A 20,977-nucleotide genomic window follows, 5' to 3' on the forward strand; every position below is an offset into this window, starting at 1 on the left:
CGGCGACGGCATCGATGGGTGCCGGTCGCCCGGTCAACAGGATTCGATATGCGTAATACCCAGAACATTACTATTTTTCGTTCAGAACCGCCCCCCGTGGCTAATGACGAGACCACCTGGTCTCTGTCAGGTGCTGCCGTGGGCTTTATTTCATGGCTGCTGGCGCTGGGTATTCCCTTCCTTATCTATGGCGGTAACACGCTATTTTTCCTCCTCTATACCTGGCCCTTCTTCCTGGCAATCATGCCGGTTGCCGTGGTGGTCGGGATCGCGCTGCATTCCCTATTGGACGGTAAACTTCGCTACAGCGTTGGTGCGACGATTTTGACCGTCGGACTGATGTTCGGTCTGCTGTTCCTCTGGCTGCTGGGATAGTCCTTTTTACGAATGAATCTAGCCTGGGTATCAACGGTAAAAATGTGGTACAGTCCCCGCGTTACGCGGCGTCGTCCGCGCGCCAGAGTAGAGTACTCGGGCGAGTTATGGGATGATGATGCCGTTTTTCAGGGGGCAGGATGGGTAAATTAACGCTGCTATTATTGGCTTTGCTGGTCTGGCTGCAGTACTCGCTTTGGTTCGGCAAAAATGGTCTGCATGACTATAGCCGGGTTAATGACGATGTCTCCGCTCAGCAGGAAACCAATGCCAAATTAAAAGCACGCAACGATCAGCTGTTCGCCGAAATTGACGACCTCAATGGCGGCCAGGAAGCTATCGAAGAACGTGCGCGCAATGAGCTCAGTATGACCCGCCCGGGCGAAACGTTTTATCGTCTGGTGCCGGATGCGTCAAAACGCAACCAGGCGGCGGGACAACAGCAGAATAATCGATAGACAGGCCCAGGATTACGACATGGCAGCCACTTTTCCGGGCGTTTGCGCCGTGGTGCCGGCAGCCGGTTTTGGCCGCCGCATGCAAACGGAATGCCCGAAACAATATCTCTCAATCGGTAACAAAACGATTCTCGAACACGCGGTTGCTGCGCTGTTGGCGAACCCGCGCGTGCAGCGGGTGGTCATCGCCGTCAGCCCTGGCGATGTGCGTTTTAGCCAACTTCCGTTAGCGAATCACCCACAAATTACCGTCGTTGATGGCGGCACCGAGCGCGCGGACTCCGTCCTCGCGGGCCTGAAGGCGCTGGATGAGGCCGATTGGGTGCTGGTGCACGATGCCGCGCGCCCCTGTCTGCATCAGGACGACCTCAGCCGCCTGCTTCAGCTGTGTGAAACCAGCCGAGTGGGTGGCATTCTGGCCGCTCCGGTTCGCGATACCATGAAGCGCGCGGAGCCGGGCAAAGTCGCTATCGCCCATACCGTCGAGCGCAACGATTTATGGCATGCGCTGACGCCGCAATTTTTCCCTCGTGAGCTGCTTGTTGATTGCCTGACGCGCGCGCTCAATGAAGGGGCGACCATTACTGATGAAGCCTCGGCGCTGGAGTACTGCGGCTTCCATCCTGAACTGGTTGCCGGACGAGCTGATAATATTAAAGTGACGCGCCCGGAAGACCTGGCGCTGGCCGAATTTTACCTTACCCGTTCCCGACACCAGGAGAAGGCTTAATGCGAATTGGACATGGTTTTGACGTACACGCTTTTGGCGGTGAAGGCCCAATCATTATCGGTGGCGTGCGCGTGCCTTATGAAAAAGGGCTGCTGGCACATTCCGATGGCGATGTGGCGCTGCATGCGCTGACCGACGCGCTACTGGGCGCGGCTGCGCTAGGCGATATTGGCAAGCTCTTCCCGGACACTGACCCGGCTTTTAAAGGAGCCGATAGCCGCGAGCTGCTGCGCGAAGCGTGGCGGCGGATTCAGGCGAAGGGCTATAGCCTTGGCAACGTCGACGTCACCATCATCGCCCAGGCACCGAAAATGCTGCCGCATATCCCGCAGATGCGCGTCTTTATCGCAGAAGATCTGGGTTGCCATATGGACGATGTTAACGTCAAAGCCACGACGACCGAAAAGCTGGGCTTTACCGGGCGCGGCGAAGGCATCGCTTGTGAAGCGGTGGCGCTATTGCGTAAGGCTGACAAATGATTGCGTTTGACGAACTCACTTATCTGCATGGAAAACCGCTGGCTCAGGGGCTGCTAAAAGCGAACCCGGAAGACTTTGTGGTGGTTGAGGATCTCGGCTTTGAGCCTGACGGTGAAGGCGAGCACGTGTTGGTGCGGATTCTGAAAAATGGCTGCAATACGCGTTTTGTTGCTGAAGCTCTGGCAAAATTCCTTAAAATTCATGCGCGTGAAGTGAGCTTTGCCGGACAGAAGGACAAACACGCGGTCACCGAGCAGTGGCTGTGTGCCCGAGTGCCGGGTAAAGAGATGCCTGACCTGAGCAAATTTCAGCTCGAAGGCTGCCAGGTTCTCGAATACGCGCGCCACAAGCGCAAGCTGCGTCTGGGGGCACTGAAAGGCAACCAGTTCACTCTGGTGCTGCGTGAAGTTAGCGCCCGTGATGATGTCGAAAAGCGCCTGCAGGCGATTGCTGATCAGGGCGTTCCGAACTATTTTGGCGCTCAGCGCTTTGGTATCGGCGGTAGCAATTTGCAAGGCGCCCTGCGCTGGGCAGAGAGCGGTGCGCCGGTGCGCGATCGCAATAAACGCAGTTTTTGGTTGTCGGCGGCCCGCAGTGCATTGTTTAATCAACAGGTTGGTATTAGATTAAAAAAACCGGAATTTAATCAGGTTGTTGATGGCGATGCGCTACAATTAGCGGGGCGCGGAAGCTGGTTCGTTGCGACCTCTGAAGAATTCGCGGAACTCCAGGTACGGGTTGATAACCGTGAACTGATGATCACTGCTGCGCTTGTGGGTAGCGGCGATTGGGGAAGCCAACGGGATGCGCTGGCCGCCGAGCAGGCGGCAGTAGCCGAAGAGACGCAGTTACAGGCGCTTCTGGTGCGTGAAAAAGTGGAAGCGGCTCGCCGGGCGATGCTGCTCTACCCGCAGCAGATGAGCTGGAACTGGTGGGATGACGTCACCGTGGAACTGCGTTTCTGGCTGCCAGCAGGCAGCTTCGCTACCAGCGTGGTAAGGGAGCTTATCAATACAACGGGTGATTATGCGAATATTGCTGAGTAACGATGACGGGATTCATGCGCCAGGGATTCAGACCCTGGCGAAGGCCTTACGGGAATTCGCTGAGGTTCAGATAGTTGCACCCGATCGTAACCGCAGCGGAGCATCGAACTCCCTGACGCTGGAATCCTCACTACGCACCTTCACTTTCGATAATGGCGATATCGCCGTGCAAATGGGCACGCCGACGGACTGCGTTTATCTCGGCGTTAACGCCCTGATGCGCCCGCGTCCGGATATCGTCGTTTCCGGTATTAACGCCGGGCCTAACCTCGGCGACGACGTTATTTACTCCGGTACCGTAGCCGCTGCAATGGAAGGCCGCCATCTGGGCTTTCCGGCGCTGGCCGTGTCGCTAAACGGCTATCAGCATTATGACACCGCCGCCGCGGTCACCTGCTCTATTCTGCGTGCATTAAGCCGCGAGCCGTTGCGCACCGGGCGCATTCTCAATATCAACGTACCGGATCTGCCTCTTGAGCAGATTAAAGGTATCCGCGTGACCCGCTGCGGCAGTCGTCATCCTTCCGATCAGGTGATTCCGCAGAAAGATCCGCGCGGCAATACGTTGTACTGGATTGGTCCGCCAGGCGAAAAGTACGATGCCGGGCCGGATACCGACTTTGCGGCCGTGGATGATGGCTACGTTTCCGTCACTCCGCTGCATGTCGATTTAACCGCCCATAGCGCACATGAAGTTGTTAGCGGCTGGTTGGAACGCGTCGGGGTTGATACGCAATGGTAAGTAAACGTGTTGAAAGTCTTCTCAATCAGCTTCGCACTCAGGGCATTGTCGACGAGCGCGTACTGGACGCTATCGCTCAGGTGCCGCGAGAAAAGTTTGTTGATGAAGCCTTTGAACATAAAGCGTGGGAAAACACGGCATTGCCGATTGGTCAGGGGCAAACTATCTCGCAACCCTATATGGTAGCGCGGATGACCGAGCTTCTGACGCTAACGCCGGACTCAAGGGTGCTGGAGATTGGCACTGGTTCAGGCTATCAAACTGCAATACTGGCGCATTTGGTGCACCATGTCTGCTCGGTTGAGCGGATTAAGAGTTTACAGTGGCATGCGCGCCGCCGCCTGAAACAACTTGATTTACACAATGTTTCAACCCGTCACGGCGATGGGTGGCAGGGTTGGCACGCGCGTGCGCCGTTCGACGCGATTATCGTTACCGCCGCGCCGCCGGAAATTCCGGCCGCACTGCTGGCGCAACTGGATGATGGCGGCGTGCTGGTATTGCCAGTGGGCGAAGAGCATCAGTTCCTGAAGCGGATCCGTCGACGCGGCAACGAGTTTGTGATTGATACTGTCGAAGCCGTGCGCTTTGTTCCTCTTGTCAAAGGGGAGTTGGCCTGAACCCGGATTATTCCAGGTTTTTTTGCTTAAGTTTAGGCATAGGGTGGACGCATTTTTCGTGTCCTGGCCGGGCGCTGCCCGGTGAGCAAGATATTGGCAGTTAACATATTCCTGGGGGATAAATGAGCGCGGGAAGCCCAAAATTTACCTTAAGTCGCATTGCGGCTTTATCACTGGTGTCACTCTGGCTGGCAGGCTGTAGCAGCTCCAATAATGCGCCAGCGCCGGTCAGTTCGGCTGGCGGTGCTTCATCTTCCAGTACCAATTCCGGAATGCTGATCACGCCGCCGTCAAATACCGGCACTTCCACCGTTCCACAGGCGCGCCCGGTACAAACTCAACCGGTACAGACGCAGCCTACCCAGATTCAGCCGATGGCCCAGCAGCCGGTACAAACGGTTGATGGCAAGATTGTCTACAACCGCAAATATGGCGATATTCCTAAAGGTAGCTACACCGGAGGCAGTACTTATACGGTTAAACGCGGCGATACGCTGTTCTATATTGCATGGGTCACCGGGAACGACTTCCGCGACCTGGCTCAGCGTAATAATATCCCGGCACCGTACGGTTTGAACGTCGGTCAGACGCTTCAGGTCGGCAACGCGTCAGGCCAGCCGATCACCGGCGATAACGCTGTTGCCCAGGCTAGCGCGCAGGCCAGCAGCGGTGGGATGCTGACCGCAAATTCTGCACAAAAATCGACCGCGGTGGTTGCGTCACAACCAACTATTACGTATTCTGAATCTTCAGGTGAACAGAGTGCTAATAAGATGTTGCCGAATAACAAGCCTGCGACGACGACTACAATCGTCGCGCCAGTTACGGCTCCAGCTGTCAGCACAACCCAATCGACTGCAAGCAGTACGTCAACCAGTTCGCCGATCTCTTCATGGCGCTGGCCGACTGATGGCAAAGTTATCGAGAACTTTAGTGGCTCCGAAGGAGGCAACAAAGGTATCGATATTGCAGGCAGTAAAGGACAGGCTATTGTCGCGACCGCAGATGGGCGCGTCGTCTATGCCGGTAACGCACTGCGCGGTTACGGTAATCTTATTATCATCAAACACAACGATGATTACCTGAGCGCCTACGCTCATAACGATACGATGCTGGTAAAAGAGCAACAAGATATCAAAGCGGGGCAGAAAATCGCTACCATGGGTAGCACAGGTACAAGTTCGACACGTTTGCATTTTGAAATTCGTTACAAGGGGAAATCCGTCAACCCGCTGCAGTATTTACCGCAGCGATAATTTGGCGAAGTACGCATAAGCGTAGCATCAGTGAAAAGGCGTCAGGGCGGGAGATATAAAGATTACCGTCCGGGCGTCGTTTGAATGATGTTTAGCGAAGGTGCTTTGCTCAGGGATCACGGGTAGGAGCCATCTTTATGAGTCAGAATACGCTGAAAGTTCATGATTTAAATGAAGACGCGGAATTTGATGAGAACGGAGTCGAGGTTTTTGACGAGAAAGCCTTAGTTGAAGAGGAACCCAGTGATAGCGATCTGGCTGAAGAAGAGCTTCTTTCGCAGGGAGCAACCCAACGGGTGCTTGATGCGACGCAACTCTACCTTGGTGAGATTGGTTATTCCCCACTGCTGACCGCCGAAGAAGAGGTTTATTTTGCTCGTCGCGCGCTGCGTGGTGACGTTGCGTCACGCCGCCGGATGATTGAAAGTAACCTGCGTCTGGTCGTCAAGATAGCCCGTCGTTACGGCAATCGTGGTCTGGCTCTGCTGGATCTGATTGAAGAAGGTAACCTGGGGCTGATTCGCGCAGTTGAGAAGTTTGATCCGGAACGTGGGTTCCGTTTTTCGACTTATGCGACCTGGTGGATTCGTCAAACGATTGAACGGGCGATAATGAACCAAACCCGTACCATTCGCTTGCCTATCCATATTGTTAAAGAGCTGAACGTCTATCTGCGTACCGCACGCGAGTTGTCCCATAAGCTGGACCACGAGCCAAGCGCGGAAGAGATTGCCGAACAGCTGGATAAGCCGGTTGATGACGTGAGCAGGATGCTGCGTCTGAACGAGCGCATTACCTCGGTGGATACGCCGCTGGGTGGTGACTCGGAGAAAGCGCTGCTGGATATCCTGGCCGATGAAAAAGACAACGGCCCGGAAGACACCACGCAGGACGATGACATGAAACAATCCATCGTCAAATGGCTGTTCGAATTGAACGCCAAGCAGCGTGAAGTGCTGGCTCGTCGCTTTGGTCTGCTGGGTTATGAAGCCGCAACGCTTGAGGATGTGGGCCGTGAAATTGGTCTGACCCGCGAACGCGTGCGTCAAATCCAGGTTGAAGGTCTGCGCCGTCTGCGGGAAATTCTGCAAGGTCAGGGGCTGAACATCGAAGCGCTATTCCGCGAGTAAGATACCTTTCCTAAAAAAGGCTCAATCAGATGATTGAGCCTTTTTCTTTTTAGCGGCCCGCTATCCCTGAGCCGTTTCGTGCAGACGCAGCCAGATGACCTTCTTCTCTTGCAGGTGGAAGATAACCGTCGACCAGCGCACAGTCTCCTCTTTACCCGGAAGATATTGGGTTTCGCGATACTCAACCGCTGCGCCATCGTGCCATTCGGCGAGCAGAGCGGCACTATCAACGACAATCTTTAAACCCGGTCGTCTGGCGCGAGCACTCTTGAAAAAGGCGCTAACTTCCTGACGGCTCATCCGAATTCCGCTTGTTGGGATCATCGTAAAATCGGCGCTAAAACGGAGCATTAACGTCTCTATGCTCCCTTCGCCCTGACTTAGCCAGTTTTCGATGACTACGTGCGCGTCGAGTACTTCCTGGATATAGCGATTCATTGGTTCTCCATTTTGCTCTGTAGGTGCATGACTATCGCCCGGTTATTAAACCTCAGGCAGCTCAGTAGCGGTACGAGGGTAACCATGGCGGCGGTGATAAATACGGCGCGCCAGGCCAGCGCCGTTGGGTAGTAACGCAGAAGGGCGCTAAGCAACGCAGCCAGTACTGCTGAGCCAATCAGAAAGCTAAGCTGGCGATTGATATTCCACAGCGCGCTGGCGTCCGGCATATCAGGATTCGCCACGTTAAGAAACGCGCTGCTCTGCGCCGAACTGCTGCACAGGCTGCCGCCTGCGCCCATTAAGGTAAATGCCAGTATTAGCGTACTGCCGGCGGTATGTGGATCCACGCCGACCAATATGAAGATCCCTGCGGCCTGTAGCAGGCAGCCCGTAGCAATTAACGGGCGTGGACCAAGACGATTAAAATAACGACCGGTTACCGAGATAGCCGCAAACGAGGCCAGCGACCACGGCAGCATCAGAGAGCCGATGGCGGAAGGTGGCAATCCGGTGACGTTTTGCAAATAAAACATCCCGACGACGTTAATGCCAATAAACGTCCCCGGTACACAGAGATACACCAGCATCGAAAAACGCAGCAGCGGATCGCGCAATAAAGGGAGATGCAGGAAACGACGCGTTCGCGGGGTGTTGTTCTCATCCTTCAGCCACAGTGCGGCCAGGCCAAGCGTGATGAATGCGAGCGGCAGGCTGACAAAGAAAACCCACCGCCAGCTAAGTGATTGGACTAATACTCCGCCCAGGGCCGGAGAACATGCCGGAGCCAACAAGCCGACCATCATCACCGCGGCGGAGAGTTTAGCCCGCTCGTGAGACTTAAACTGCTGCCATGTCAGCGCCTGACCTATTGGAATTAACAGCCCGCCGCCCATCCCTTGCAACGCGCGCCACAAAATGAGGCTTGTCAGAGAATCAGCCAGTCCTGAGGCCAGCGCTCCGACGCTGAACAGGCCCAGTGAAAGCAAAAAGATGCACCGGGCACCAAATCGCTGGCTGAGCCAGGCGCTGAAAGGCAGTACCAGGGTGAGTCCGGCGATATAGCCATTGCTCACCCACGCCAGTTCGCCCAGCGATGCGTGCAGCGCCTGACTCATCGCTGGAAAGGCGACGCTGGCGATAAACATATTGATTAAGTCGAGAAAGAAGCCAAGCAGAAAAACGGTTGCGACCTTGCTGCGATACGTCATTTTAAATCCCCCTGAAGGCCGCTACTCTAAACCTCGTCGGTGGGGCGGATAAACGCGACGTTCGGGGATATACTGTCTAAAATTTTTTGACAATAAGTGATGGCATGCTGAATTTACAGCGAATGAGCATGTTTGTGGCGGTGGTGGATAGCGGCAGCTTTACCGCTGCGGCAGCGGCGCTTGGGCAAACCAAAGCGGTGATCAGCTTTAACGTCCGACAGCTGGAGAGCGAACTTGGCGTCACGCTGTTGTTGCGATCCACGCGCAGGCTTACGCTGACTGAGGCCGGTTCGCTGTTCTATCATCGCGGCGTTGCGTTACTGAAAACGGCTGAAAACCTGCAAGATGAGGTGCGGGCCAGCCACTCGGGGTTGAGCGGCGAACTGCGGATGACCACGACGCCAGAATATGGTGCGCAGGTGATTATTCCTGCGCTGGCGGAGTTCAGTGCGCGGCACCCGGCGCTGCGCGTGCGCCACGTTTCCTCTTCGCATCACGCGGATTTAATCTCCGGGCGTTTTGATGTGGCGATTCGCCTCGGAACGCTGGCGGATTCACGTTATCGGGCGGCGTTGATATCCCGCTTTGCCATTATCCTGGTAGCTGCCCCGTCATGGCTGGCTGAGCATCCTTTGAAAACCCTTGAGGCGCTGGCTCAGGCGGATTGGATTATTCATGAGCGCCTGTCCGCACCGCTACGCTGGCAGCTCACTGGGCCGCGCAATGAGAGCATCGCTTTTGACATTAAAAAGGTACCGCGTCTGTCGGCAGACAGCGCCAGTGCGCTGATGGCATTTGCGCTGGCGGGTAGCGGTGTTGCATTGTTACCCGAGTGGCTGGTGGCGACTGCGCTAAGAGAGCAAAAACTGGTTCAGGTGGTGCCGGAATTTACTTTTCCGCATCAGGGTGTGTTCGCGGTCTACCCGGATGCGCAGCATGTACCCACTAAGGTCCGGGCGTTTATTGATTTTTTACGCGAACGCCAGGGTTAATCTTTTTGTTCTTGCGCGATCAGCTTATGGATAATATGTGAAAACTGCTGGCGCTCTTCGTCGCTCAGACGACCCAAAAACTCTTCATCAACAGCGTTTCCCAGCGGCATGGAGTTTGCCAACAACGCCTGGCCTTCCTCGGTTAAATAGACAAAACGGCGGCGTTTGTCGGCTGGATCGTGCTCACGACGCACCAGTCCCCGGCTCTCCATGCGGCTCAGCATTTCCGCCAGCGTCGCTTTGGTGCTGACCGCTGCCTCCGTTAGCGTCACCTGTTCAATGCCCGGATGCTCCGCAATCGAGCGCATCACCGCATACTGTGGTTTGGTGAGATCCGGCAGTTCGTGCTGCCAGCGGGCGGTGTGCCGTTGAAAAAGCTGGCGCAATAGATGGAACGCCTCGTTTCTTAACTCCATGACAACTCCGTAATAAAACAGTCGGCTCTATGATAGCCGTTCGCAGCGCTTTTGCGCATTTTTCCTGTTTTGATTAAAAATGCGGACGTATATAAACAACCTTGCGTAGATGGCCTTGCAAGCGTAGGGTTAATAAAAATGTTCGTATACGAACAATATATGAGGTGATGATGAAGTTAATTGTTGGGATGACAGGGGCGACGGGCGCTCCGCTGGGCGTGGCGCTGCTTAAGGCGCTTCGTGAGATGCCGGAAGTGGAAACCCATTTGGTGATGTCGAAATGGGCCAAAACCACGATAGAACTGGAGACGCCGTACAGTGCGCGCGAAGTGTCTGAACTGGCTGATTTCTCGCATAGCCCTGCCGACCAGGCCGCCATCATCTCATCTGGTTCATTTCGTACTGACGGCATGATTGTCATCCCTTGCAGTATGAAGACGCTGGCCGGTATTCGTGCCGGATATGCCGAAGGGTTAGTTGGTCGAGCGGCTGACGTGGTGCTGAAAGAGGGCCGCAAGCTGGTGCTGGTCGCGCGCGAAATGCCGCTGAGCACCATCCATCTGGAAAACATGTTGGCTCTGTCCCGCATGGGCGTTGCGATGGTGCCGCCCATGCCCGCTTATTACAACCACCCTGAAACCATTGAAGACGTCACTGACCACGTTGTCGCGCGGGTGCTGGATCAGTTTGGTCTGGATTATCACAAAGCACGTCGCTGGAACGGGTTACGGACGGAAGAGAATTTTTCACAGGAGAATGAATAATGGCTTTTGATGATTTGCGCAGCTTCTTGCAGGCGCTGGACGACCAGGGGCAACTGCTGAAAATTAGCGAAGAAGTTAACGCGGAGCCGGATCTGGCTGCCGCCGCTAACGCCACCGGACGTATTGGCGATGGTGCACCGGCGCTGTGGTTCGACAATATTCGCGGTTTTATCGATGCCCGTGTGACGATGAATACTATCGGTTCGTGGCAGAACCACGCTATTTCGATGGGTTTGCCGCCGAACACGCCGGTGAGAAAACAGATTGATGAGTTTATTCGTCGCTGGGATAAATTCCCGGTAACGCCGGAGCGTCGGGCAAACCCAGCGTGGGCAGAAAATACCGTCGACGGTGAAGACATTAATCTGTTTGATATTCTGCCGCTGTTTCGTCTGAACGATGGCGATGGCGGTTTTTATCTCGACAAAGCCTGCGTGGTTTCTCGCGATCCGCTGGACCCGGACAATTTTGGCAAGCAGAACGTTGGTATCTATCGCATGGAAGTGAAGGGCAAGCGTAAGCTGGGCCTGCAACCTATCCCCATGCATGACATCGCACTGCATCTGCACAAAGCCGAAGAGCGCGGCGAAGACCTGCCGATCGCTATCACCCTCGGTAATGACCCGGTTATCACCCTGATGGGCGCCACGCCGCTGAAGTACGATCAGTCGGAATATGAGATGGCGGGCGCGCTGCGCGAAAGTCCGTACCCGATTGCCACCGCACCGCTGACCGGATTTGACGTGCCGTGGGGCTCGGAAGTGATTCTTGAGGGCGTTATTGAGAGCCGCAAGCGCGAGATCGAAGGGCCGTTTGGTGAATTCACCGGCCACTACTCCGGTGGGCGCAATATGACGGTGGTACGGATTGATAAAGTCTCTTATCGCACCAAACCGATTTTTGAATCTCTCTATCTCGGTATGCCGTGGACAGAAATCGACTACCTGATGGGCCCGGCGACCTGCGTGCCGCTGTACCAGCAGTTGAAAGCGGAATTCCCGGAAGTGCAGGCCGTCAACGCCATGTACACTCACGGCCTGCTGGCGATTATCTCCACTAAAAAACGCTACGGCGGATTTGCCCGTGCGGTTGGCCTGCGGGCGATGACCACGCCACACGGTCTGGGCTATGTGAAGATGGTGATTATGGTTGATGAGGACGTTGATCCGTTCAACCTGCCACAGGTGATGTGGGCGCTGTCTTCGAAAGTGAACCCGGCGGGGGATTTGGTCCAGTTGCCGAATATGTCCGTGCTGGAACTTGACCCAGGCTCAAGCCCGGCGGGGATCACTGACAAATTGGTTATCGACGCGACTACGCCGGTTGCGCCGGATCTTCGTGGTCACTACAGCCAGCCGGTACAGGACCTCCCTGAAACCAAAGCCTGGGTTGAAAAACTGACCGCCATGCTGGCCAACCGTTAATAAGGAGATAAAGATGATTTGTCCACGTTGCGTCGATGAACATATTGAAGTGCTGGCGAAGTCGCCGGTAAAAGATGTCTGGACGGTATTTCAGTGCCAACACTGTTTCTACACCTGGCGTGATACCGAGCCGCTACGCCGCACCAGCCGCGAGCACTATCCGGAAGCGTTTCGCATGACGCAGAAGGATATTGATGAATCGCCAATGGTGCCGAGTATTCCGCCGCTGCTGGCGGAAGATAAGCGCTAAAAGAAACGGGCCCGCTAAGTCGGGCCCGTTTTATATTTGATTTATAAATTAAAGCTGGGACTAATAGATATAAATTCTTGCGAGCATTATCGCAACCTGCAATAAAAAGATGGAATTCAACTTACTCAAGGTAATTTTCGTCATCAGCGGGTATAGAATAAACGCGGGTGCTTGAGGCTATCTGGCTTTGAGCATTTTTGAGGTTCCAGATAGACGAAAGCCCCAGGAGATATTTCTATCAACTGAGGCTAACGGATGAACATCGACAATTCAGATGTTAGTCTCTTCTTTGCAGGGAGGCAAGACATGCTGACAAAATATGCCCTTGTGGCAATCATTGTGCTGTGTATCACAGCGCTGGGATTTACGCTGATGGTACGTAACTCGCTATGCGAGCTAAGTATCAAAGAGCGTAGTATGGAGTTTAAAGCTGTTCTCGCTTACGAATCGAAGAAGTAGCATCAACGCGGGGGCGACCCCGCGTACTGGTTGTCAGGTTTCATTCTCATGCACCCCATTCTTTCAGCCGCTCTATTTCTCCAGCGCTTTTTTTGCTTGCTGATGACCATTATTGGCGGCGAGCTGATACCAATATGCGGCCTGTTTTTTATCTACCGGAACGCCATCTCCTTCGTCGTATATTTCTCCGACAATATATTGTGACTCGGAATCATTTTGTTCGGCGGCTTTGCGAAACCAGGATAAGGCCTGCGCTTTGCTTTTTGTTACGCCGTTACCATCGTTGTACATTACGCCTAAATTAAACAGGGCGTTAACATCGTTCTGTTTTGCCGCCTTCATAAACCACTCCCAGGCTAAAGCATAATTTTGCGGAACGTATTGACCGAAGTAATAGAGCTGGCCGAGGGCGAACTGCGCGGAAGCAGAGTTTTGCGCCGCCGATTTTTTATACCAATAGATAGCTCGCTCAATATCAGGGGCGATACCGATGCCTCTTTCATAACTGCGGCCTAAATTTTGCTGACCTGCTGCATCTCCCTGCGCCGCAGATTTTTTATACCAACTGACCGCCTGTTGTACGTCTTGCTTGACGCCATCTCCGGTCATATACAAGACGCCAAGATTGCTTTGCGCGGTGGAGTTGTCGTTGTTTGCCGCTTTCAGATACCAGAGAGCGGCCTCCCGGGTATTTTTCGCTACGCTATAGCCCAGATGATACATATTGCCTAACCAGAGCTGGGCTGGAGCGTAGTTTTGCCCGGCGGCCAGCCGCATCCATTTTTCCCCTGTTTGCGGGTCATAAATATTTCCCGCTTTCTTTTCCAGATAATATGCGCCGAGATTATATTGGGACTTTGGATTATCGCGAATCGCGGAAATTTCCAAAAATATGCCTGGCGTGTTTATACCTTTATCAACGGAGGGGGATTTAATTAAGTTAACGAAATAATTTAACGTGGCTTTATCATGACGAGTGGTTTCTGCTGGTTGGAGTATATACATAACTAATGTCGCAATGCATATTAATAATATATATAAATATTTCTTTTTCATTGTCAGGATGTTGTTCACCATATCAATATATATGGCGTTAATCGTTTTTGTTTATGGAGGTTGTCATTATACGGGCAACCGAAGCTACCCGTATAGACGACTACATCAACTACACCAGATTTTTCAGCCGATAAATCCACTCCAGCGCCTGACGTGGGGTCAGTGAGTCCGGGTCGAGATTTTCCAGCGCCTCAACCGCAGGCGACGTTTCTTCCGGAGCGGAAAGCAGCGACATCTGCGTACCATCTACTTGAGTGGCGGCGGTGCTCGGGGCAATGCTTTCCAGCTCGCGCAGTTTCTGTCGCGCGCGCTTAATCACCTCTTTCGGCACTCCAGCCAGCGCTGCGACGGCCAGACCGTAGCTCTTGCTGGCCGCACCATCCTGTACGCTGTGCATAAAGGCGATGGTATCGCCGTGCTCCAGTGCATCAAGGTGGACGTTGGCGACGCCTTCCATTTTTTCCGGCAGTTGGGTCAGCTCGAAGTAGTGGGTAGCGAATAGGGTCAACGCTTTAATTTTATTCGCCAGATTTTCCGCACAGGCCCACGCCAGCGACAGGCCATCGTAGGTTGAAGTACCGCGGCCAATTTCATCCATCAGCACCAGGCTGTGCTCGGTGGCGTTATGCAAAATATTGGCGGTTTCGGTCATTTCTACCATAAAGGTCGAGCGACCGCTGGCAAGGTCATCCGCCGCGCCAACGCGGGTGAAGATACGGTCGATAGGGCCAATTTCGACCTTTTGTGCCGGGACGTAGCTGCCAATATAGGCCAGCAGCGCAATCAGCGCAGTCTGGCGCATATAGGTACTTTTACCGCCCATGTTCGGACCGGTGATAATTAACATTCGGCGCTGTGGCGTCAGGTTTAGCGGGTTAGCGATAAACGGCTCTTTCAGCACTTGTTCAACCACCGGGTGGCGGCCTTCACTGATACGAATACCCGGTTTATCGCTAAAGGTTGGGCGACAGTAGTTGAGGGTTTCCGCGCGCTCGGCAAGGTTAACCAGCACATCAAGCTCCGCCAGCGCGCTGGCGCTCTGTTGCAGGTCGCCAAGATGCGGCAGCAGCATATCGAATAATTGATCGTACAGCTGTTTTTCCAGTGCCAGGGCTTTCCCTTTCGACGTCAGTACCTTGTCTTCATACTCCTTCAGCTCAGGAATAATATAGCGCTCGGCGTTCTTGAGGGTTTGACGACGGACGTAGTGAATCGGCGCATGCTGGCTCTGACCGCGACTAATCTGGATGTAATAGCCGTGAATGGCGTTGTAGCCTACTTTCAGCGTATCCAGCCCCAGGCGCTCGCGTTCGCGGATCTCCAGCTTGTCGAGGTAGTCCGTCGCGCCATCAGCCAGCGCCCGCCACTCGTCGAGTTCTTCATGGTAGCCGGGAGCGATAACGCCGCCGTCGCGAACCAGCACCGGCGGCGCATCGATAATCGCCCGCTCCAGCAGTTCGCGCAGTTCGGTAAACTCGCCCATCTTCTCACGTAGCTGTTGCACCGGTGCGCAGTCAACATCGGCCAGCATAGCGCGCAGTTCCGGCAGTTGTTGGAACGCGTGGCGCATACGTGCTAAGTCGCGCGGACGGGCGGTGCGCAGGGCCAGACGCGCCAGAATACGTTCGAGATCGCCAACCTGGCGCAGTATCGGCTGCAGTTCAGTGTAACGTTCCTGCAGCGCGCCGATGGTCTGTTGGCGTTCTACCAGCACATCGGTATCACGCGCTGGCATATGCAGCCAGCGCTTAAGCATACGGCTGCCCATTGGGGTGACGGTGCAGTCGAGCACCGCGGCTAGCGTGTTATCAATGCCGCCAGCCAGGTTCTGGGTGATCTCCAGATTACGGCGAGTGGCGGCATCCATAATGATGCTGTCCTGCTGGCGCTCCATGGTGATGGAGCGGATATGCGGCAGCGAGGTACGTTGGGTATCTTTGACATATTGCAGCAAACAGCCAGCAGCACACAGTCCGCGTGGCGCATTTTCTACACCAAAGCCGATGAGATCGCGGGTGCCGAATTGCATATTGAGCTGCTGGCGCGCAGTGTCGATTTCAAACTCCCACAGCGGGCGGCGGCGTAGTCCGCGGCGGCCTTCGATCAGTGAGGATTCGGCGAAGTCTTCAGCGTACAGCAGTTCGGCGGGATTGGTGCGCTGAAGTTCTGCCGCCATGGTTTCCCGGTCAGCCGGTTCGCTCAGGCGAAAACGCCCGGAGCTGATATCCAGCGTGGCATAGCCAAAGCCTTTGCTGTCCTGCCAGATGGCGGCCAGCAGGTTATCCTGACGCTCCTGCAATAGCGCTTCATCGCTGATGGTGCCGGGCGTAACAATGCGCACCACTTTACGCTCGACCGGCCCTTTGGTGGTGGCCGGGTCGCCAATCTGTTCGCAAATGGCGACCGATTCACCCTGATTAACCAGCTTGGCGAGATAGTTTTCCACCGCGTGGTGCGGGATCCCGGCCATCGGGATCGGCTCGCCCGCCGACGCTCCGCGTTTGGTCAGCGAGATATCAAGCAGTTGTGATGCGCGTTTAGCATCATCATAGAACAGCTCGTAAAAGTCCCCCATCCGGTAAAACAGCAGGATCTCCGGGTGCTGGGCTTTCAGCTTGAGATACTGCTGCATCATAGGGGTATGGGCGTCAAGATTCTCTAGTGTACTCATCAGTTTATGATGTCCATTTTCTTAAGTTTTAATGAGTTAGCGGAGTTTATTGTTCTCATTACGTCGCACTCCGCCTCATTGGTTCCTGTGAAACTCTGCATTTCTTTTCATCTGCACATAGGCAGCATGATAACGGAGTCTGAATGTCAGGAAAACAAGAAGGAAGAGGTGGGGCCAGAGTGGGTGGCATGGTGAAGTTAAAGATGAGGAATAGCGTGCTTATGGCAGCGTAGCGGCGAGCTTTGTTCGATGTCTGCTATCTGTCTCAGAAACGCCATGAAACATATTGTTTCTTCAATATGTTTTGCGATTTTCTATCATGACATGGATTGGATTTATTTTAATGTTAATTAAATGTAATATAATTTACAATTATTCAACGATGGCTTTTTATAGTTTTTAATCTATTAATAACCTTTCGTAATTTGTTTTTAGGATGTATCTCAATGCTCTGCGAGTTAATTTCCTGGGCTAACAATGTTCGCGAGGTTAAATGTTTTTTTAATTACCTGTTCAATGTATTACTTTTTACATGGAAAATGATTTGATAATATTTTTGTCGACCAGGGGATCTGGCTGTAATTAAATCTTATTGTGGCGGTTTAATTATTAAAACGGATTTTTCGGTAATGCGGAGGGCAGCAGGTCGTTGGGCAAATATAATACCACGACTTTATCGCTCTTTACTTTTTAGGATAAAAATTTATAACGCAGGAATTTTCTATGAAACTGAATAAAGTTGCTATGGCTGTGGCATTAACTGCTGCTCTCGGTTCTATGTCTGCTCTGGCTGATACAACTAACGGTCAGATTGAACTTCAGGGTGAGCTGGTCAACACCGCTTGCGGTTTAGCCCCGTCGTCCAGCCCGGTAACCGTTGATTTTGGTCAGGTTCCTGTTTCCCTGCTGCAAGGCGGTGGTCAGGCAACTGAAACCAAAAACATCGAACTGCAGTACTGCGATACCACCATTGCCAGCAGTGCCGTTGTTTCCTACACTCCGACTTCGGTTAACCCGAACGATCCTACTCTGGCAGCATTCACTTCTGGTTCCGCATCTGGTGCGGGTATCGGCCTGAAAGACAGTGCTAGCCAGACTGTTACCTGGGGCGCGCAGACTACTCCGGTAACTCTGGTTGATGGAACTAACACCATTCCTTTCGTGGCCTTCCTGAAAGCAGAAGCAGCAGCAACCGGTTCTACAACTACCGTGACCGCTGGTGCATTCCAGTCAACGATCAATTTCACTATCGATTATCAATAATCGATTTTGAGTTATCGTTCGCGGGGAGATTTCTCCCCGCGATATTTGGCTATATACCAGATAATATGGAATTCTGAGTATGGTAAAGGATACAGAGAAAAAGAGACTGGTAGGGTTATTCGTATCTGTATTGCTCTTTTCCGGACATGCTTTGAGTACTAATTTTACCCCAGGAAAGTTAGAGCTTTCTGGCGAGCTGGTTGCCGCCGCATGTGATATTGATCCTGACTCGCGAGAGCTATGGGTGGATTTTGGTAATATATCCGCTCGCGATATTAATATGGATCAAGAGGGAAAGCTTACCCGGCCTTTTCTGGTGCGCTTAATCGGCTGCGAGTCTTTCGGCAGTGATAATCAGCCAAGTCCAGGCGCTTTTGCCACGATTACCTTTACAGGAAACGCCTCTTCGCAAGATTCTACGGTATTAATACCTGATGGCGAAGGGAAAGGGTTTGGTATACAGATTCGCGATCGCTATGGAGAGGTTTTAACCTTTGGGGAACCCTCTTCGGGATATCTTTTGAGTGATGAGAATAATACGCTGAAATTCACCGCTTCACTGGTTCCGGTTCAGCAACATATTAAGGCAGGGGATTTCTACGCCGTCACTCGTTTCTTTATGGATTATAACTAGAAACAAGCCAGTTATTCTTGTTTTAGCTTGTTTGTCGCGCACGATATTTTACTGAATGATTCGGGATGAATAGTCATGTCAGCAGAACAAAAAATAAAAATAAACGTAATCCTCTCTCAGATACTTTTCTTCTGCTGCACCTCTATAGCTTGCGCTTCCTCGGATGTAGAATTCAATACCGACGTACTGGATGCCGCCGACCGCGGCAATATTGATTTAACCCGTTTTGCTACCGATAACTATGTTCCGCCAGGCGAATATCTCTTAGACATTAAAATTAATGGCCAGGCAGTGGGGCAGCAAAAAGTTCGTTATCTGGCCTCCAAAGACGAGAAACATACCCAGGCCTGTATTAACGGCGAAATTCTCTCAAGATTAGCGTTGAAAGAGGAAGCGCAACAGAAGGTTGCACAGCCGTTTGCGGATTGCTATGACCTGCTGAGTCTTCCCGGCGCCACGCTGAGTAACTATGCCGGGGTGCTGGACATCACCGTCCCGCAGGCATGGATGAAATACAATGATCCAAACTGGGTGCCACCAGAGCGTTGGGACCAGGGAATTGGTGGGTTTCTACTCGACTACAGCCTGACCGGGCAATATACCCGCCAGCTTGATATGCACGAAGATTACAGCACCTTAAGCGGCTATGGTCAGACTGGGGTCAACCTCGGTGGCTGGCGTTTGCGTGGTGAATACCAGACCAGCTATTACAGCTCGACGCACCAGTTCGATTTCGACATGAATCAGGTCTACGCCTATCGTCCGCTGCCAATGCTGGCGGCAAAATTGACGGCAGGGGAGATCTACCTCGATTCTCAGGTCTTCGACACCGTACGTTTTACCGGGCTTAATCTCGCCAGCGATGAGCGCCAATTGCCGCCGAACTTGCAAGGTTATGCGCCAGAAATTCGCGGTCTGGCCAAGACTAACGCCAAAGTGACGGTGAAGCAGAGCGGGCGCATTATTTATGAAACCACGGTCCCTGCCGGGCCATTTAATATCCAGGACTTACGTAGTTCTGTGCGCGGTACGCTGGATGTACAGGTGGAAGAGCAGGATGGTTCAATCTCCACTTTCCAGGTCAACACCGCCAATATTCCTTATCTCACGCGTCCGGGCTATGTGCGCTACAACGTGGCGATCGGTGCGCCATCCCGCTACAGCCATAAAATTCAGGGACCGGGATTCGCTTCTGGCGACTTCTCCTGGGGGATAAGCAACGCCTGGTCGCTATATGGTGGGCTGCAAAGCGCGGGGGCTGAATATACTGCGGTTTCCGCTGGTATTGGTCGTGATTTAAGCGTTCTTGGCGCGCTCTCGCTGGATGCCACAGAATCTTATAGTCAGCAGTCGAATAAGAAACGACTTAAAGGCACCTCATTTAAGCTGAGCTATGCGAAAACCTTCGACGAATATAACAGTTCAATTACCTTCGCCGGATATCGCTTTTCTCAGGAAGATTTCCGCTCTTTCTCGCAATATCTCAACGAGCGTTATGAGGGATATGACAGCCTTGGGCGCGAAAAAGAAGTTTATACCATTACCGGGAATAAAACGTTCTGGGCCGATGAGCCGGGCAAGGCGACCACCGTATTCCTGACCTATACCCACCAGAATTACTGGAATCGCAGCAGTCAGGATCGCTACGGCATCTCTTTAGGGCGCTCGTTTAACGTCGGTAATATTCGCGGGATCACCACCAATATTTCAGCATATCGTTCTGATTATGAAGGACGTAAAGACGACTCGATCGCTATTTCGCTTTCTGTTCCGGTTGGCGATAGCAAATGGAGTGGTCTGGACGTGCAGACCAATAACGGCAAAACCAGCCCGATGCTCTCATATACCGATAGCAGCGACTACAACAACCTGTGGCGACTGCGTGCAGGGGCGAGCCAGAGCGGTTATGCCAACGTCGACGGCTATTATCAGCGCCGCTCGCAGTATGCCGAAATCAACAGCAACGCCAGCTATCAGCAGGATCACTATATCTCTCTGAGCAGCACTCTGCGCGGCGGCTTTACCGCCACCCGACATGGCGCGGCGATCCACAACAGCGGCGCGACGCTCAACACCGCTCGCGTGATGGTGAATACCAACGGCATCGGCGACGTCCCGCTAAATGACGGGAAATCAAGAACTAACAATTTCGGCATCGCCGTGATTCCGGACATCGTGAGCTACAACAGCTTTGATACCCGGGTTGATGTCGATGCGATGTCGGAATCGATTGAACCGGCAAAAGCCATCAGCACCGCCACGCTCACCGAAGGCGCTATCGGCTATCAGACCTTCGGCATGGCGAAGGGCGAGAAGATGATGGGCATTATTCGCCTGGCTGACGGTACCTATCCTCCGTTTGGCGCCGAGGTTATTAACGGCGATGGCGTTAGCGTGTCGATGATTATGGAAGGCGGACAGGGATGGCTGGCGGGGGTGAACCCACAAGAGGCGCTAAGCGTGATGTGGAGCGGGAAAAAGCAGTGTCAGATAACCATTCCGCCATCTATAGAGCGTCGTTCGACAGCCGCGCTATTGCCGTGTAAATGACAGTGACAGTAAT

Annotated in this window: 22 protein-coding genes; 17 read left to right on the forward strand and 5 right to left on the reverse strand. The window is 53.3% G+C overall.

Annotated elements, in window-relative coordinates; all coding sequences use genetic code 11:
* The first annotated feature begins 48 nt into the window (after positions 1 to 48).
* The 9 genes from AC07P6_RS06195 to rpoS all read left to right on the forward strand — a co-directional run bounded on the left by AC07P6_RS06195 (position 49) and on the right by rpoS (position 6,836).
* Positions 49 to 375 (forward strand): DUF3561 family protein, encoded by a 327-nt coding sequence (locus AC07P6_RS06195; protein WP_110275845.1) that lies wholly within the window; start codon positions 49 to 51, stop codon positions 373 to 375.
* A gap of 140 nt (positions 376 to 515) precedes the next feature.
* Positions 516 to 833 carry a cell division protein FtsB gene (gene ftsB / locus AC07P6_RS06200; protein ID WP_478315870.1) on the forward strand — a complete coding sequence of 106 codons (318 nt, stop codon included), beginning with the start codon at positions 516 to 518 and terminating at the stop codon, positions 831 to 833.
* Between the two features lie 19 nt (positions 834 to 852).
* Positions 853 to 1,563 carry a 2-C-methyl-D-erythritol 4-phosphate cytidylyltransferase gene (ispD, locus tag AC07P6_RS06205; protein WP_110275844.1) on the forward strand — a complete coding sequence of 237 codons (711 nt, stop codon included), beginning with the start codon at positions 853 to 855 and terminating at the stop codon, positions 1,561 to 1,563.
* A complete protein-coding gene (gene ispF / locus AC07P6_RS06210; protein ID WP_110275843.1) occupies positions 1,563 to 2,042 on the forward strand; it encodes a 2-C-methyl-D-erythritol 2,4-cyclodiphosphate synthase in 480 nt (159 codons plus the stop codon). The genes ispD and ispF overlap by 1 nt, the downstream gene beginning before the upstream one ends.
* Entirely contained in the window at positions 2,039 to 3,088 is a 1,050-nt protein-coding gene (gene truD / locus AC07P6_RS06215; RefSeq protein ID WP_142514523.1) for a tRNA pseudouridine(13) synthase TruD, read from the forward strand. Before ispF ends, truD begins: the two co-directional genes overlap by 4 nt.
* Positions 3,069 to 3,830 carry a 5'/3'-nucleotidase SurE gene (surE, locus tag AC07P6_RS06220; protein ID WP_478315871.1) on the forward strand — a complete coding sequence of 254 codons (762 nt, stop codon included), beginning with the start codon at positions 3,069 to 3,071 and terminating at the stop codon, positions 3,828 to 3,830. The genes truD and surE overlap by 20 nt, the downstream gene beginning before the upstream one ends.
* Positions 3,824 to 4,450 carry a protein-L-isoaspartate(D-aspartate) O-methyltransferase gene (locus AC07P6_RS06225; protein WP_110275840.1) on the forward strand — a complete coding sequence of 209 codons (627 nt, stop codon included), beginning with the start codon at positions 3,824 to 3,826 and terminating at the stop codon, positions 4,448 to 4,450. The genes surE and AC07P6_RS06225 overlap by 7 nt, the downstream gene beginning before the upstream one ends.
* A gap of 122 nt (positions 4,451 to 4,572) precedes the next feature.
* Positions 4,573 to 5,706: a murein hydrolase activator NlpD gene (nlpD, locus tag AC07P6_RS06230; protein ID WP_478315872.1), complete on the forward strand. Its 1,134-nt coding sequence runs from the start codon at positions 4,573 to 4,575 to the stop codon at positions 5,704 to 5,706.
* 137 nt (positions 5,707 to 5,843) lie between these two features.
* Complete coding sequence (rpoS, locus tag AC07P6_RS06235; RefSeq protein ID WP_110275838.1) at positions 5,844 to 6,836, forward strand: RNA polymerase sigma factor RpoS; 993 nt, start codon at positions 5,844 to 5,846, stop codon at positions 6,834 to 6,836.
* A gap of 60 nt (positions 6,837 to 6,896) precedes the next feature.
* On the opposite strand, the gene AC07P6_RS06240 is transcribed toward rpoS, so the two are convergent.
* A complete protein-coding gene (locus AC07P6_RS06240) occupies positions 6,897 to 7,274 on the reverse strand; it encodes a DUF4440 domain-containing protein (RefSeq protein ID WP_478315873.1) in 378 nt (125 codons plus the stop codon).
* Complete coding sequence (locus AC07P6_RS06245) at positions 7,271 to 8,485, reverse strand: MFS transporter (protein ID WP_478315874.1); 1,215 nt, start codon at positions 8,483 to 8,485, stop codon at positions 7,271 to 7,273. The genes AC07P6_RS06240 and AC07P6_RS06245 overlap by 4 nt, the downstream gene beginning before the upstream one ends.
* A gap of 104 nt (positions 8,486 to 8,589) precedes the next feature.
* On the opposite strand from AC07P6_RS06245, the gene AC07P6_RS06250 reads away from it, so the two are divergent.
* Positions 8,590 to 9,477 (forward strand): LysR family transcriptional regulator, encoded by an 888-nt coding sequence (locus tag AC07P6_RS06250; RefSeq protein ID WP_478315875.1) that lies wholly within the window; start codon positions 8,590 to 8,592, stop codon positions 9,475 to 9,477.
* Here the strand turns inward: AC07P6_RS06250 and AC07P6_RS06255 are convergent.
* The gene (locus tag AC07P6_RS06255; protein WP_182234502.1) at positions 9,474 to 9,893 is read right to left on the reverse strand and encodes a MarR family winged helix-turn-helix transcriptional regulator; all 420 of its coding nucleotides are present in this window, start codon (positions 9,891 to 9,893) and stop codon (positions 9,474 to 9,476) included. The two genes, AC07P6_RS06250 and AC07P6_RS06255, sit on opposite strands and share 4 nt — an antisense overlap.
* 170 nt (positions 9,894 to 10,063) lie before the next feature.
* Here AC07P6_RS06255 and AC07P6_RS06260 point away from each other — a divergent pair, with 170 nt between their 5' ends.
* From AC07P6_RS06260 to AC07P6_RS06275, 4 genes are all read left to right on the forward strand, one after another.
* Positions 10,064 to 10,657, forward strand: a complete 594-nt coding sequence (locus AC07P6_RS06260) for a non-oxidative hydroxyarylic acid decarboxylases subunit B (protein ID WP_181486348.1) — start codon at positions 10,064 to 10,066, stop codon at positions 10,655 to 10,657.
* Positions 10,657 to 12,081, forward strand: a complete 1,425-nt coding sequence (locus tag AC07P6_RS06265) for a non-oxidative hydroxyarylic acid decarboxylases subunit C (RefSeq protein ID WP_182234500.1) — start codon at positions 10,657 to 10,659, stop codon at positions 12,079 to 12,081. Before AC07P6_RS06260 ends, AC07P6_RS06265 begins: the two co-directional genes overlap by 1 nt.
* 13 nt (positions 12,082 to 12,094) lie before the next feature.
* Complete coding sequence (locus AC07P6_RS06270) at positions 12,095 to 12,331, forward strand: non-oxidative hydroxyarylic acid decarboxylases subunit D (protein ID WP_112213845.1); 237 nt, start codon at positions 12,095 to 12,097, stop codon at positions 12,329 to 12,331.
* 306 nt (positions 12,332 to 12,637) lie between these two features.
* A complete protein-coding gene (locus AC07P6_RS06275; protein WP_182234498.1) occupies positions 12,638 to 12,790 on the forward strand; it encodes a Hok/Gef family protein in 153 nt (50 codons plus the stop codon).
* Between the two features lie 72 nt (positions 12,791 to 12,862).
* Here the strand turns inward: AC07P6_RS06275 and AC07P6_RS06280 are convergent, their stop codons facing one another.
* Both AC07P6_RS06280 and mutS read right to left on the reverse strand, forming a co-directional pair.
* Positions 12,863 to 13,864: a tetratricopeptide repeat protein gene (locus AC07P6_RS06280; RefSeq protein WP_478315876.1), complete on the reverse strand. Its 1,002-nt coding sequence runs from the start codon at positions 13,862 to 13,864 to the stop codon at positions 12,863 to 12,865.
* Between the two features lie 91 nt (positions 13,865 to 13,955).
* A complete protein-coding gene (mutS, locus tag AC07P6_RS06285) occupies positions 13,956 to 16,517 on the reverse strand; it encodes a DNA mismatch repair protein MutS (RefSeq protein ID WP_182234494.1) in 2,562 nt (853 codons plus the stop codon).
* A 723-nt stretch (positions 16,518 to 17,240) separates the two neighbouring features.
* On the opposite strand from mutS, the gene AC07P6_RS06290 reads away from it, so the two are divergent.
* The 3 genes from AC07P6_RS06290 (at position 17,241) to AC07P6_RS06300 (ending at position 20,964) form a co-directional block, all read left to right on the forward strand.
* The gene (locus AC07P6_RS06290) at positions 17,241 to 17,780 is read left to right on the forward strand and encodes a fimbrial protein (RefSeq protein WP_181485128.1); all 540 of its coding nucleotides are present in this window, start codon (positions 17,241 to 17,243) and stop codon (positions 17,778 to 17,780) included.
* Positions 17,781 to 17,859: 79 nt separating this feature from the next.
* Positions 17,860 to 18,414: a fimbrial protein gene (locus AC07P6_RS06295; RefSeq protein ID WP_478315877.1), complete on the forward strand. Its 555-nt coding sequence runs from the start codon at positions 17,860 to 17,862 to the stop codon at positions 18,412 to 18,414.
* Positions 18,415 to 18,489: 75 nt separating this feature from the next.
* Positions 18,490 to 20,964 (forward strand): fimbria/pilus outer membrane usher protein, encoded by a 2,475-nt coding sequence (locus tag AC07P6_RS06300; RefSeq protein WP_478315878.1) that lies wholly within the window; start codon positions 18,490 to 18,492, stop codon positions 20,962 to 20,964.
* Positions 20,965 to 20,977: the final 13 nt, after the last annotated feature.

This window comes from Klebsiella sp. GFKo11 (assembly GCF_056490265.1).